Raw genomic sequence first — 13,283 nt, 5'->3', positions numbered from 1 at the left:
CATCTGAGAAATGGCAACACGTGATAAGGGAGAAAGAAATCAACAACCGGCTCAATCACAGACTGTTGCATGATAACGGATTCTGCACATCAATGACGTTATGCATGACAAGGACATACGTCTGAGCCAACCTACAGGACGCAGTTATTGTAGCGCGGGATATTGGTAGTGAACAATCCAGTGAATTAAAGCGATGTTATGAGGCATGAGATGATGCCAATGGGTTAAAGACGAGCCTTGATAGCGTTATGTGCTTCTGTGGTGTGCGCCAATTTTGATGATGATTTAGACCGAATTCCCCGCCGCTACGCCTGAAGCCCATGCCCATTGAAAATTATGCCCACCGAGGTGTCCGGTTTCGTCTACTACCTCTCCGATAAAGTACAGATTAGGCTGGTCTAATACTGCCATGGTCTTTGACGATAACTGGCGAGTGTCCACGCCGCCCAAAGTAACTTCGGCTGTCCGGTAGCCTTCTGTACCGGCAGGTTTTACTGTCCAGTTTCCCAGCGTGTCAGCAGCTTGTTCGAGCTCAGTGCCACGGTATTCCTGCAGCGGTCGACTCCATCCCTGAAGTTCATTGAATGCCTGGGCAAAGCGCTTGGGCAAATGTTGGTTCAGGTACTGGGCGATGGTGGATTGCGGTTTGTTCTTGCGTAACGCAAACAAGTCCTCCTGGATTTGCTGTCCGGGTAGCAGGTTGATACGTACTTCATCGCCAGGCTGCCAATAACTGGATACCTGCAGCATCGAGGGGCCGCTGAGGCCACGGTGGGTGACGAGCATCGGCTCCTTGAAATGATGGTTGTGACAATGGGCTTCCACCGGACAACTGACCCCAGACAAGGGTGAAAGTTGTTGTTTTAATTCTGAGTGTAAGGTGAAGGGGACTAAGCCAGCGCGAGTAGGCAGAACATTCAGACCAAACTGTTTGGCCAGCTCGTAACCAAACCCCGTAGCGCCCATGGTAGGGATGGAGAGGCCGCCGCAGGCGACCACCAGTGACTCGCAACTCAGATTACCCGAACTGGTTTTCAGATCGTAGCCGGTGTTAGAAGCCTTAACCAGAGTGACAGACGTGCTCATGCGAATTTCTGCCCCCGCCCAATCGCATTCGGTCAGCAGAACGCTAAGAATGTCTTTTGCGCTGGTTTTGCAGAACAGTTGTCCCGGCGCTTTTTCTTCATACTCCACCCCATGGCGGTCCACCAGTTCGAGAAAATCCTGGGGGGTGTAGCGCTTCAGCGCAGAGATACAGTAATGCGGGTTGTCGGATAGAAAGTTTGCCGGAGTGCTGTTCAGATTGGTGAAATTACAGCGTCCGCCGCCGGACATCAGAATTTTCTTTCCGGGTTTGTTGGCATGGTCCACCACCAGCACCTTCCGGCCGCGATAGCCTGCGGTCGCCGCACACATCAACCCGGCTGCGCCTGCGCCGATGATGATAACGTCGTAGTGTGAAGAAGATGCTGCCATTGTCTGCCCGCCACTGATGAAAAACCGGCGGGCAGTATATCAGTCTCAGGGCAGCTGTACGGAGCCTTCCATAAAGAAGACGGCGTGGCCGGAAATTGCCACTCGGTCGCCGCGAAGTTCGCAGTGCAAATCGCATCCACGTTTAGAGAGTTGTCGGGCGGTGAAAGAGCTGTTGCCCGTTTGTTGGGCCCAATAGGGGGTTAGCACGCTGTGAATGGAGCCTGTTACCGGGTCTTCGTCGATGCCGACACCCGGAGCAAAATAACGGCTGACGAAATCACACTGGTCACCCTTAGCCGTTATGATCAGTCCTTGATTACCCAGCAAGCTAAGCGACTGCAAATCAGGAGCCGCGGCGCCAACTGCATTCTCAGAGTCCAGCACAACCATGTAATTCGTGTCGTTAGGAACAAAGAACGCGTTGTCGGGCGCTTCTGGCATTGCCGCTTTAATCAATTCCGGGGTGGAGCAGGGCTCGTATGCCAGGTTGGGGAAGTCTAACTCCAGAGAATCGTCCGGCCTCCTCAAAACAGACAGCAGTCCTGACTTCGATTGGAAACGGACTTTGACGTGGGGCCATTCATATTTATTGAATACCACCCAGGCTGCCGCCTGAGTTGCATGCCCGCACAAAGGCACTTCAGCGGTAGGCGTGAACCACCGAATGTGGAAGTCGGCGTCTTCCCGTTCGTGGGTGGGTACAAAAAAGGCCGTTTCGGACAGGTTGTTTTCTGCCGCAATAGCCTGCAAGACCTCATCGGGCAGCCAGCGCTCAAGTGGCATGACCGCAGCCGGATTGCCACCGAAAAGTGTGTTGGTAAAGGCATCAATCTGGTAAATCGGGATTTGCATGGTTTGTCCTAGTCCATTGAAATTCGATTCTGTTACATAAACAGGCTAGCTAGCCCGCAACTCCTCCGGATTCAACAAGCCGGCCGCAATTGCGATACCGGTGACATCTGGCAGCCTGTCGGCGCCAAGGCGCTTCATCACTCGGGCGCGATACAGGTCGATGGTTTTCACACTGACGCCAAGCTGTTCGGCAATTTCCCGACTGGTGTAGCCCTGCGCTAGAGGGAGGAAAACATCGCGTTCGCGGCGGGTTAGGGTGCTGATCAGATTCTCTGCATCTTGGCTGATTGCCACGGGGTTTTTTGGTGCCCTCGGGGTTTGCATCGTTTGTTGGATGCTATCCAGTAACAACTGTTCGTTGAACGGTTTCTCGATAAAATCGAACGCTCCGGATTTGAAGGCCCGGACAACGATGGGCACGTCGGCGTGACCGGAAACAAAGATGATCGGCACATCGATATCTCGTTTTTGCAGCTCTTCCTGAACATTCAATCCACCTAGCCCGGGCATGCGGATGTCCAAAACCACGCAGTCGGGGCGGTGCTCATTTACTTCGTCCAGAAATTGCCGGCCATCGCTGTATGCCTTCACCCCGAGCCCTACCGACTCGAGTAGCCACTGGGTCGATTCCAGCATGCCTGCATCATCGTCTACGACGAACACGGTGTTAGTTGCAGATGAAGAGAGTTCAGGCATCTAAAAGCTCCGATTTGTTTGTGGCGTTGGGGGTATGGGTGTTCGGGAAGCGGCAAATGAGGGACAAGCCGCCAGACTTAGCGGGCTGGGCATCCAAAAAACCGCCAAAGCCTTCAATAATAGAGCGGCTCATGGAGAGTCCCAAACCGAGCCCATGGGGTTTGCTGGTGTAGAACGGCTGGAACATCTGGCGAACGCCCTCTTCATCCAGTCCGGGGCCTTCGTCTGTTACCACGATCAAGGTTTCATTTTGATCGTTGATGAGGGTTTTGACCAGAATGTCCGACGCATCGGTAGTTTTAGGATTTTGGCTAGCATCAACGTTGGCTTCTATGCCATTTCGAATCAGGTTGATCAGTACCTGCTCCAGAAGAATGGGATCGGCGGTGACAACCGGGTCTTCATGGGCAAGCTGGCTGGATATCTTCACATTGTGTTTGTCCGCTTCCCATTGGCATAGGCGTGTCACTTCGGAAATAAGCGTGTTGAGAGTTACCGGCCCCATGCTTTTTTTGCCTTTGCGCAGAAAAGCACGAAGTCGCTTGATTACTTCAGAGGCTCGGTTTGCATGGTGGATGATCTTTTGAAGGCCATCATCCACCTTCAATAATTGCTCCGGATGCTGTTCACGGTTTTTCAAAAAGCGTTGGCTGGCGCTGGCAAAATTCACGATAGAGGCCAGTGGCTGGTTCATCTCATGGGCAATGCTTGAAGCCAATTCACCCAGGGTGGCGAGCCGCGCAGTGTGAGCCAGTTCGTCGGCCAGCAAGCGGTTCTGCTCTTCGGATTCAATCCGTGCGGTGATGTCCCTAGACACACTGATCACCTCTACCACTGCGCCGGTGTAGGTTTCACGAATGGCGCGGCTGGCAATTTCCAGCCATCGCCGAGCACCGTTTTTATGAGTGAGCTCGAGGGTCATGGTGGCGTAGCCATCGTCCCGAAGTTTTTGCCGGGTTTCGGCAAATAAGGTGTCTGTTTGGTGGCCTGTGAAAATGTCATCAAGGCGATGCCCGCGTAATTCTTCCGGCCAATAGCCGAGCAGGCGCCACGATGCAGGCGTAGCGTCTATAAACCGACCATCCGGTGCGTGCCGTGAAATCAGGTCCGTGGTGTTTTCGGTGATCAGTCGATACAGACGGCTTGATCGGGTGGCCTCTTCCTGAGCGAGGATGTCTGTTGTGGCGTCTCTGCCGCGGAGAAATACCTGTTGAGTGCCAGCATCCGGAATGAAGCTCCAGAGCAAAATGGTGCCGCCGATTCTGGCTTCAACACGGTCGATCACTCGATTTTGGTCCAGTGCCGATTTAATGAGCGCTGCCGTATTGACGGGCAAGACTTCAGCGTATTGGACAGTGCCTGTGGGCCGAAGGGACTGTGCTGCGGGATTTTCCGCTAGCACTCTTGCTTGAGCATCTACAATGAGAGAGGGGCTTGGATCCTGAGGGAGCAATTGCACGAAGCCCTGTTGAGTTGTGGAGCTACTCATATATAGAATATACCCTATAATACAATGGTAGAATTCCTAGCAATACTTCTGTCATCTACCATTTGGCCAATCGAAAGAATACCCAGTCTAACCTTTTCGCCGTAGACGACATAAAAATAACACTAGAATATGAGGACCACACACATGACTTCGATCTTTGAAGAAGGCCTAGCGCCTCGGGACGCGAACTACGCGGTCCAATCCCCCATTGATTTCATCGAGCGCACTGCCAGCGTTTACCCGAATTATCCGGCCATTATCCATGGCGCTATCCGCAGGGATTGGGCAGAAACTTACGATCGTTGTCGTCGTTTGGCATCGGCTCTGAAAGGACGCGGCATTCATCGGGGCGATACGGTCGCGGTTATGTTGCCCAACATTCCGGCCATGGTGGAGTGTCATTTTGCGGTACCGATGATTGGCGCGGTTTTGAACACCTTGAACGTCCGGCTCGATGCTGACGCGATTGGCTTTATGCTGGAGCATGGAGAAGCGAAAGTCGTGATTGCGGACCGCGAGTTCGGTCAGGTAATCAAAGATGCTGTAAGCGGATTGAAACATAAGCCGTTGGTGATCGATGTTGATGACCCGGAATACGGTGAAGGTGTTCAGGTCAGTGACTTGGATTACGAGGCATTCTTGCAGGAAGGGGACCCCGAGTTTCAGTGGAGCTTTCCAGCGGATGAGTGGGAAGCGATTTCCCTGAACTACACCTCCGGTACCACCGGTAACCCCAAAGGTGTGGTCTATCACCATCGTGGTGCCTACGTGAACGCACTGGGTAACCAGGCTGTTTGGTCTATGGGTATGCACCCTGTCTATCTGTGGACGCTGCCAATGTTCCACTGCAATGGCTGGTGTTTCCCGTGGACCATCACCGCCATGGCCGGTACGCATGTATGCCTGCGCCGGGTTGACCCGGAAAAGATTCTTCAGCTGATTCGCGACCACCAAATTACCCATATGTGTGGTGCACCGATCGTACTGAATGCCTTGTTGAATGCTTCGCCTGAAGCCAAGGCGGGTATCGATCACGAAGTGAAGTCTATGACGGCCGGTGCCGCACCCCCGGCACAGGTTATCGGTGCTATTGAAGAGCTTGGCATCAAAGTGACTCACGTATACGGCTTGACCGAAGTGTACGGCCCGGTGACTGTGTGTGCCTGGAAATCAGAGTGGGATGAGTTGCCGCTGGATGAGCGTGCCAAGCTGAAGGCTCGTCAAGGTGTGCGGTATCACACATTGGGTGGAACCATGGTGGGAGACCCCAACACAATGGAACCGGTACCCAAAGACGGCAAAACCATCGGTGAAATTTTCTTGCGCGGTAACACCGTGATGAAAGGCTACCTGAAAAACCCGACGGCGACGGAAGAAGCGTTCCGTGGTGGCTGGTTCCATACCGGTGATTTGGCGGTATGGCACGAAGATGGTTATCTGGAAATCAAAGATCGCCTGAAAGACATCATCATTTCCGGCGGCGAGAATATTTCCACCATCGAAGTAGAAGACACCCTGTATCGACATCCTGCCGTGATGGAGGCAGCGGTTGTGGCACGGCCCGATGAAAAATGGGGCGAAACGCCTTGTGCGTTTGTAACCCTGAAGCCTGAAGCCGGTGATGTTTCTGAAGAAGATATCATCAGTTTTTGCCGGGAGCATCTGGCCCGCTTCAAAGTGCCCAAGACGGTGGTTTTTACTGAATTGCCCAAAACCTCGACCGGCAAAATCCAGAAGTTTGTGCTTCGCGATCAGGCCAAAGAGCTGAACTGATTAGGCCGTAGGCTGCGCCGTCCGGCGCAGCCTAACCTCAACACAAAAACAACATTGACTGGCGCCCGTTTGTGAGCGCCTGGAGGTAGAGTAATGCAGTTATTAAAGAGAAATAATGGCGAAGAGCAGCCTTACTGGCCGGCTGGCCCCTTCAAAATTCGACTTCCGTTTGTCCACTATCGGTGGGAATTTGCGGAGATGGTGCAGGCTTTGATCATGTTCGTGGTCAGCCTTGCCATGATTCCACTTTTAGAAAAATATCTGGGTGTTCCTTACGATGTAGCGTTGGCGTACGTTGTGATCTGTGGCATCGGTTTCATGCTGCCTGCCTTGTTGGGGGTTCCGCTGGTGCCGGGCTGGATTACTCCGGGCATACCGGTGGTGCTGTTGTTCCTGTCGGATTACGAGCCCGGCCCCGAAGCCATTCAAGCGCTATTTGCATTGCAGTTCCTGGTCTTCCTGATCTTTCTGGTTCTGGGTGTGACTCGCTTGGGCAGTAAGCTGGTTGAGTGGATACCTCGCTCCATGAAAGGCGGCATCATCATTGGCGCTGGTATCGCGGCTCTGATGGGCGAGATTGAAGCCGGTGGCCGATTGGCCAACACGCCGATTTCTCTGATCGTGGGCGGCTTGGTGTGCTTGTATCTGATGTTTTCCGTATCGTTCAAAGGCTTTGTCGATAAGAATGCACTGGCCCGTAAAATTGCCAACTACGGCATGGTGCCGGGTATGGTTGTAGCCATTCTGGTTGGCTTTGCCACCGGCGAATACGATGTGCCGGATGTGCAGTGGGGTATCACCAAGCCGGCGTTTGACCAGCTTTGGAACTACCTGCCGTTTACTGTTGGCTTCCCGGATATGGACGTATTTTTGTATGCCATTCCGACCGCTGTCATCGCCTATGTCATCGCCTTTGGTGACATCGTGGTGGGGCAGTCGCTAATGAGCCGAGTGGATCACTTACGGAAAGACGAAAACATCGACAACAGTATTGATCGAGCGCACCTTGTAACTGCCCTTCGCAATGGTGGTCATGCATTCTTCGCGCCTTATCCCGGTTTGGCTGGCCCAATCTGGACCGCGGTCACCGCCACCATGGCAGAGCGTTACAAATACGGCCGCAGCGCGATGGATTCCATCTACAGCGGCGGCGGTACTTTCTGGATCACCGGTTTTGTTGCATTGTTTGTGTTGCCCTTGGTGAGCTTCTTCCAGCCGGTGTTGCCAATTGCCTTGTCATTAACTCTGCTACTTACCGGTTACATCTGTTTGATGGTGGGTCTGGAGCAGCTCGAGAACAACACCGAACGCGGCATTGCCGGCACCATGGGCGTTGTACTCGCCGTGTATGGTGCAGGCTGGGGACTGGCGACCGGTGCCGTGTTGTACTTCCTGATTGAACGTACTCGCCTTCTAGGCTTTACGCCGGACCCAGAGGCGCCCGGCGCCGACGTGGCCGAAGAGTACTGAATCTGTCGCCGTTGTTGTTTGCGGCGACATTAACCCCTGTGTGTCCTTGGGAGGCCTTAGTGCCTCCCTTTTTTATTTGGCCCATTCTGGCGGCTGTAATGTTTTAATGCCTGTGTGACACTACCGCCCTGCAAAATAATGATAAGAAAAGGTATGCCGGTATTAAGGCAGCCTGTATCTGGAGGTGTGTAGTATGCGCGTCGGTTTGATTGTTGATTCAGCATGTGATTTGCCCCACGAATTTGCCACCAAGCATGGCCTTTTTATCCTACCGGTCACGGCTATTATCAATGGCGAAACCTACATAGATACCCACGATTCCGTGCTTACTCAGCAGTTTTATCAGGGTGGTCTGTTGGAAAAAGGGCACCATGCCGAAACCGAGGCTTTTTCTGTTGAACAGATACACGATTTGTTTATGGAAAAGATTGTTCCTGAATACGATATCGCCATTTGTGAGACCGTCACCCGTAGCCGAAGCCAGATTTATCACAATGCCAGTGATGCCATGCACACGGTGATGGCGAACTACGAAACCGCTCGCAAGGCGTCGGGTCGGCCGGGCAAGTTTTCAATGAGGGTGATAGACAGTAAGCAGATTTTTGCGGGGCAAGGGCTGTTAGCGGCACATACGCTTAAGCTGATCAAGCAAAAAGTCTCAAAAAATGCCTTAAAATACGAAGTTGAAACATTTTCCGATAACATCTTTACCTGCGTTATTCCGCGGGATATCCACTACATTCGAGAGCGAGCTCGGCGTCGAGGTGATAAAAGTGTCTCGGCTGTGGCCGCATTTTTGGGTAAGGCCTTGAATCTGACACCGGTGATTTTCGGGCAAGGAGTGGAAGGGAAGCCGGTGGCGAAAACCTTTAACTTCGATACAGCTGTCGAGCGAGTCATGAACTATGCCGCCAGCCGCGTTGAAGCAGGATTGCTGACACCTTATGTAAGCCTGTCCTGCGGGTTAAGCTGGGATGAAATCGAAGCGTTACCGGGGCTGGACCGCCTTCGCGAAGTCTGTGAACGCACTAATGTAGAACTGTTGCTATCGCAAATGGGCATCACCAGTTCGATATATGTAGGGCCGGGGAGCATATGCCTGAGCTTGGCAGCCGAACCCCATGAATTTCAGGATTATCAGTAAGAATGGATGGCACTTCTATGACCAAATCTAGCCCTGATGTGGCCGACAAGCTCTTTGAGGCACACGTAAAACACGAGTTGTCGGCCTTGAAAGGTGCGAAGCTCACTAAATTCCTCGAAACAGAAGTGGACGAGCTGTTGGGTCACGCTGGCACCATTACGCTGGAGCAGTTGGTCAGCGCGGAACAGGTGATGGGGGTGATCCAGCGCATTGTCGTCAACATGGAACTGGACGCAGGTATCCCCGAGCTGGCGGGCGAAATGGCGGCGAAGGTAATCAATGCGCCTGTGCAAGCTGAAACCACTCTGGGCGAAATACTGTCGCGTGAACAAGCGACCGCGTTTGTTGAAGAAGCGTTGGAACTGCGCCAACAGCGTGAGCTCTTTATTGCGGAAATTATGGCGCACCCGGTATACCAAGAACTTGTCTCTAATGTGGTGTACCACGGTTTGGTCAATTATCTGTACGAAGACAATTTGCTGACTCGCTCTGTGCCGGGAGTGGGTTCCGTGATGAAGTTCGGCAAGAAGGTCGCCAACAAGGCCGTGCCGGGTTTGGATGAAACTTTCGAACGGCGCATCAAGGCTTGGTTATCCGACAGTCTTCCGGGACTAATCACCCGGAGCGAGCATTTTCTTCAGAAAGCCCTTACAGACGATGAACTTCGGGATAGCGTGATGGCGGCGTGGGTATCGCTGGAAGGAACCACCATCGCTGAGCTGAACGAAGGGATGGGGGATGTTCGGCTCCAGGAATTTGTCGTGCTGGGTTATGAGTTTTGGCTGAACTTTCGGAAAACGCCTTATTTCGAAGGATGTGCGAGAGCGGTGGTTGACCACCTTTATGAGAAGTATGGCAGTGTGCCGGTTTTGGAGCTGCTGCAAGACTTGGGTGTCACCCGCGAAGTGATCGTGACCGAGCTCAGAGAACTGGCCTTGCCGATGGTTGATGTCCTGCGAGAAGAGGGCTATTTGGAAGCGTTGTTGCGCCGACGATTAGGGGCGTTTTACCGCTCTGCAGCGGCCAAGAAATTGCTGGCTGAGTAACCGTTTGCAGGCATCGGGTGACCGTAGAGTAAAAAAAAAGGCCGGAAGACGTAAATCTTCCGGCCTTTTTTAATTAGGAATCGGCTGGAATCAGCGCTCCAGGTACTGAAGCTTGTCTGTTTTTCCGTCCCATTCTGCTGCGTCTGGCAGCGGGTCTTTCTTTTCAGTGATGTTAGGCCACTTGCCCGCGAGATCGGCGTTGATCTCTACGAATGCTTCCTGGCCAGCAGGCAGTTCGTCTTCCGAGAAAATGGCTTCTGCCGGGCATTCTGGTTCACACAAAGCGCAGTCAATGCACTCGTCTGGGTCGATAACCAGAAAGTTGGGGCCTTCGTAGAAGCAGTCTACCGGACAGACTTCTACACAGTCGGTGTATTTGCACTTGATGCAGTTATCAGTAACGATAAACGCCATAGTCGGATCCCTGGTTCGTAGAACAAACAGTCTCATCAGGAGCTCGTAAAAATCGGCCCCATTCTTAATTTATGCGCGATATTGTAGGGAGCGCCCCTCGCAGCCGCAAGCCTTAGACCGCTATAACCTTATTACTTAGGTCAACTTAACGCTTATTCCTGCTAGTTTCCCAGCAATGCTTTGAGTTCATACAGCTGATTTAAGGCTTCTCTTGGGCTCAAACCGTCAACATCCAACTTATGCAAAGCGCGTTCGACGTCGCTCGGTTCCATGCTGGCAAACATGTCGCTCTGGAACGCGTTGTGGTCAGCAACGCCTGCAGCAGGCGTTGGAGCACGGACGGGTGCGGGTTCGGCTGTTTTCGGTTCAGCCGTGGGGCCGGCAATGCCTTCCAGGTGCGTCAGTTGAGCTTTTGCATGTTGAATGACGTCCTGAGGCACACCCGCCAGCTGAGCAACCTGAAGGCCGTAGCTCTGGCTAGCAGGGCCATCGTGAACATTGTGCAGGAACACAATGCTGTCATCGTGCTCGGTTGCGGTCAGGTGCACGTTGACAGCATGCTCCAGGTCTTCCGCCAACTGAGTCAGTTCAAAGTAGTGGGTCGCGAATAAAGTGTAGCATCGAATTTCCTTAGCCAGATGTTCGGCGGTAGCCCAGGCCAGGGATAGACCGTCAAAGGTGCTGGTGCCTCGGCCCACTTCGTCCATCAATACCAAACTGTGCTCGGTTGCGTTGTGCAGGATGTTGGCGGTTTCGGTCATTTCCACCATGAAGGTGGAGCGGCCTCCGGCAATGTCATCGGATGAGCCCATGCGGGTGAAAATTCGATCCACCGGCCCCAATACGGCGCGGTCTGCCGGCACGAAGCTTCCGGTATAGGCGAGCAACGCAATCAGCGCGGCTTGGCGCATGTAGGTCGATTTACCACCCATGTTGGGTCCGGTGATGACAAGCATGCGGCGCTTGTCGTCGATCAGCAGGTTGTTCGGAACGAAAGGCTCATCCAGTAGTTGTTCGACCACCGGATGGCGACCTTCCTCGACGGTAAAGCCGGGCTCATCGCTAAACTCTGGTGCCGTGAAGCGCAGACTGGTGGCTCGTTCGGCAAAGTTGCTGAGCACGTCGAGCTCGGCCAGAGCTTGAGCTGCGTCCTGTAACGGGGCCAATTGTTCGGCGACGGCTTCGAGCACTTCCTCGTATAAGCCCTTTTCCCGAGCCAGAGCGCGGCTCTTGGCGCTCAAGGCTTTGTCTTCGAACTCTTTCAGTTCGGGAGTGATGAAGCGCTCGGCGTTTTTCAAGGTTTGACGGCGGATGTAATCCACCGGAGCTTGCTCGGACTGGGCTCGGCTGATTTCGATGTAGTAACCGTGTACCCGGTTGTAGCCTACTTTCAGGGTGCTGATGCCGGTGCGTTCGCGTTCACGGGTTTCCACGTCGAGCAGGTATTGACCCGCGTTTTCACTGATGTTGCGCAACTCGTCCAGCTCGGCATCAAAACCTTCGCGAATCACACCGCCATCCCGGATAACCACGGGCGGGTTCTCGATAACGGAATGTTCAAGCAGGTAAGCCAGCTCTGGGTACTCACTGACCGTGTTCGCAAGATGCGCGATATGCCCCGATTGAACGGCCTTCAGGGTGTCCTGGAGGTCGGGTAGGGTTTGGAAAGCGTCACGGAGACGGGCCAAATCCCGGGGGCGTGCCGATCGCAGGGCAACCCGCGCGAGAATGCGTTCAATGTCTCCCACGCGTTTGAGCAGGTCGTGAGTAGGTTCGTAGTGGAAGCCGTCCAGCAATGCAGTGACCGCTTGCTGGCGCTGGCGTACCACATGAATATCCCGCAGGGGGCGGTTCAGCCAGCGGCGCAGTTCTCGAGCGCCCATTGCGGTGGCGGTGCGGTCCATCACCCAGGCGAGGGTGTACTGGTGGCCCCCCATCAGGTTGGTGTCAATTTCCAGGTTTCGGCGGCTGGCCGCGTCTAGAATCACGGCCTCTTCTCGACGTTCCCGGGTCAGCTTGCGAATGTGGGGCAGAGCGGTGCGCTGAGTCTCGCGGGCATACTGCAGCAGGCAACCCGCGGCGCAGACGGCCAGATGTAAGTCTTCGCAGCCAAAGCCGGTCAGATCTTTTACCTGCAACTGCTGGGTGATAATCCGGTGCGCAGTATCCATTTCGAACAACCAGGGGCCTTGTCGGCGAACCCCGGTAAAGCCTTCGAGAATCTCGCCGTACGGGAAGTCTTCGCTGATCAATATTTCCGCAGGCCGCAGGCGCTGAAGTTCACCCTGCAGGGCCTCAAGGCTATCAAGCTCGGACACCGCAAAACGGCCGCTGGAAATGTCGAGTGATGCAAATCCGAACTGCTCTTTGTGGCTGTAGATGGCCGCTAACAAGTTGTCTCTGCGATCTTCCAGAAATGCTTCGTCGCTGAGCGTGCCGGGTGTAACAATGCGGACAACCTGGCGTTCAACCGGGCCTTTGCTGGTGGCTGGGTCGCCAATTTGCTCACAAATGGCAATGGATTGCCCGGCCCGGACCATACGCGCTATGTAGCCTTCCGCTGCGTGAAAAGGCACGCCAGCCATGGGGATTGGGTTGCCGCCAGATTGGCCGCGGGCCGTTAGCGTAATGTCCAGAAGCTCAGCGGCTTTCTTGGCATCGTCGTAAAACAGCTCGTAAAAGTCCCCCATGCGGTAAAACACCATCTCATTGGGGTGCTCACCTTTAATCTTGAGGTACTGCTGCATCATGGGGGTGTGTGAAGTTTTGATATCGTCTGTGCTCACTGGTAGTTCGCCTGTAAAATAGCTTCAAACCGCCTTTTGGCAGGGGGTTGTCTGGTGAATTTGTCTGTGTAGCGTCTGAAAGAGTCTGATGAAATCTGCTGCAATCCAATTCAAGAGTATAGGTTTTGGTATAGCTT

Annotated in this window: 10 protein-coding genes; 4 read left to right on the top strand and 6 right to left on the bottom strand. The window is 53.7% G+C overall.

Features of this window, described 5'->3' with window-relative positions; translation table 11 throughout:
- Positions 1–285: 285 nt before the first annotated feature.
- From K5L82_RS08135 to K5L82_RS08120, 4 genes are read right to left on the bottom strand one after another with little or no spacing between them, the layout of a single operon-like run.
- The gene (locus K5L82_RS08135; protein ID WP_223133772.1) at positions 286–1,476 is read right to left on the bottom strand and encodes an NAD(P)/FAD-dependent oxidoreductase; all 1,191 of its coding nucleotides are present in this window, start codon (positions 1,474–1,476) and stop codon (positions 286–288) included.
- A gap of 45 nt (positions 1,477–1,521) precedes the next feature.
- The gene (locus K5L82_RS08130) at positions 1,522–2,328 is read right to left on the bottom strand and encodes a PhzF family phenazine biosynthesis protein (RefSeq protein WP_223133771.1); all 807 of its coding nucleotides are present in this window, start codon (positions 2,326–2,328) and stop codon (positions 1,522–1,524) included.
- Positions 2,329–2,373: 45 nt separating this feature from the next.
- Entirely contained in the window at positions 2,374–3,024 is a 651-nt protein-coding gene (locus K5L82_RS08125; RefSeq protein WP_223133770.1) for a response regulator transcription factor, read from the bottom strand.
- Positions 3,017–4,513: a sensor histidine kinase gene (locus tag K5L82_RS08120; protein WP_223133769.1), complete on the bottom strand. Its 1,497-nt coding sequence runs from the start codon at positions 4,511–4,513 to the stop codon at positions 3,017–3,019. The genes K5L82_RS08125 and K5L82_RS08120 overlap by 8 nt, the downstream gene beginning before the upstream one ends.
- Before the next feature lie 144 nt (positions 4,514–4,657).
- Here K5L82_RS08120 and K5L82_RS08115 point away from each other — a divergent pair, with 144 nt between their 5' ends.
- The 4 genes from K5L82_RS08115 to K5L82_RS08100 all read left to right on the top strand — a co-directional run bounded on the left by K5L82_RS08115 (position 4,658) and on the right by K5L82_RS08100 (position 9,946).
- A complete protein-coding gene (locus K5L82_RS08115) occupies positions 4,658–6,286 on the top strand; it encodes an acyl-CoA synthetase (RefSeq protein WP_223133768.1) in 1,629 nt (542 codons plus the stop codon).
- 93 nt (positions 6,287–6,379) lie between these two features.
- The gene (locus K5L82_RS08110) at positions 6,380–7,756 is read left to right on the top strand and encodes a solute carrier family 23 protein (RefSeq protein WP_223133767.1); all 1,377 of its coding nucleotides are present in this window, start codon (positions 6,380–6,382) and stop codon (positions 7,754–7,756) included.
- A gap of 193 nt (positions 7,757–7,949) precedes the next feature.
- Positions 7,950–8,900, top strand: a complete 951-nt coding sequence (locus K5L82_RS08105) for a DegV family protein (RefSeq protein ID WP_223133766.1) — start codon at positions 7,950–7,952, stop codon at positions 8,898–8,900.
- Positions 8,901–8,917: 17 nt separating this feature from the next.
- On the top strand, positions 8,918–9,946 hold the full coding sequence (locus K5L82_RS08100) for a hypothetical protein (protein WP_133006103.1): 1,029 nt from the start codon (positions 8,918–8,920) through the stop codon (positions 9,944–9,946).
- A 90-nt stretch (positions 9,947–10,036) separates the two neighbouring features.
- Here K5L82_RS08100 and fdxA read toward each other — a convergent pair whose 3' ends face one another.
- Together fdxA and mutS are read right to left on the bottom strand one after the other, a co-directional pair.
- Positions 10,037–10,360 (bottom strand): ferredoxin FdxA, encoded by a 324-nt coding sequence (gene fdxA, locus K5L82_RS08095; protein ID WP_133006102.1) that lies wholly within the window; start codon positions 10,358–10,360, stop codon positions 10,037–10,039.
- 161 nt (positions 10,361–10,521) lie between these two features.
- Positions 10,522–13,110 carry a DNA mismatch repair protein MutS gene (gene mutS / locus K5L82_RS08090; protein WP_133007595.1) on the bottom strand — a complete coding sequence of 863 codons (2,589 nt, stop codon included), beginning with the start codon at positions 13,108–13,110 and terminating at the stop codon, positions 10,522–10,524.
- Positions 13,111–13,283 lie beyond the last annotated feature (173 nt).

This window comes from Marinobacter sp. AL4B (assembly GCF_019916045.1).
Lineage (GTDB): Bacteria > Pseudomonadota > Gammaproteobacteria > Pseudomonadales > Oleiphilaceae > Marinobacter.
This window is presented reverse-complemented; position numbering and strand designations above follow the sequence as displayed.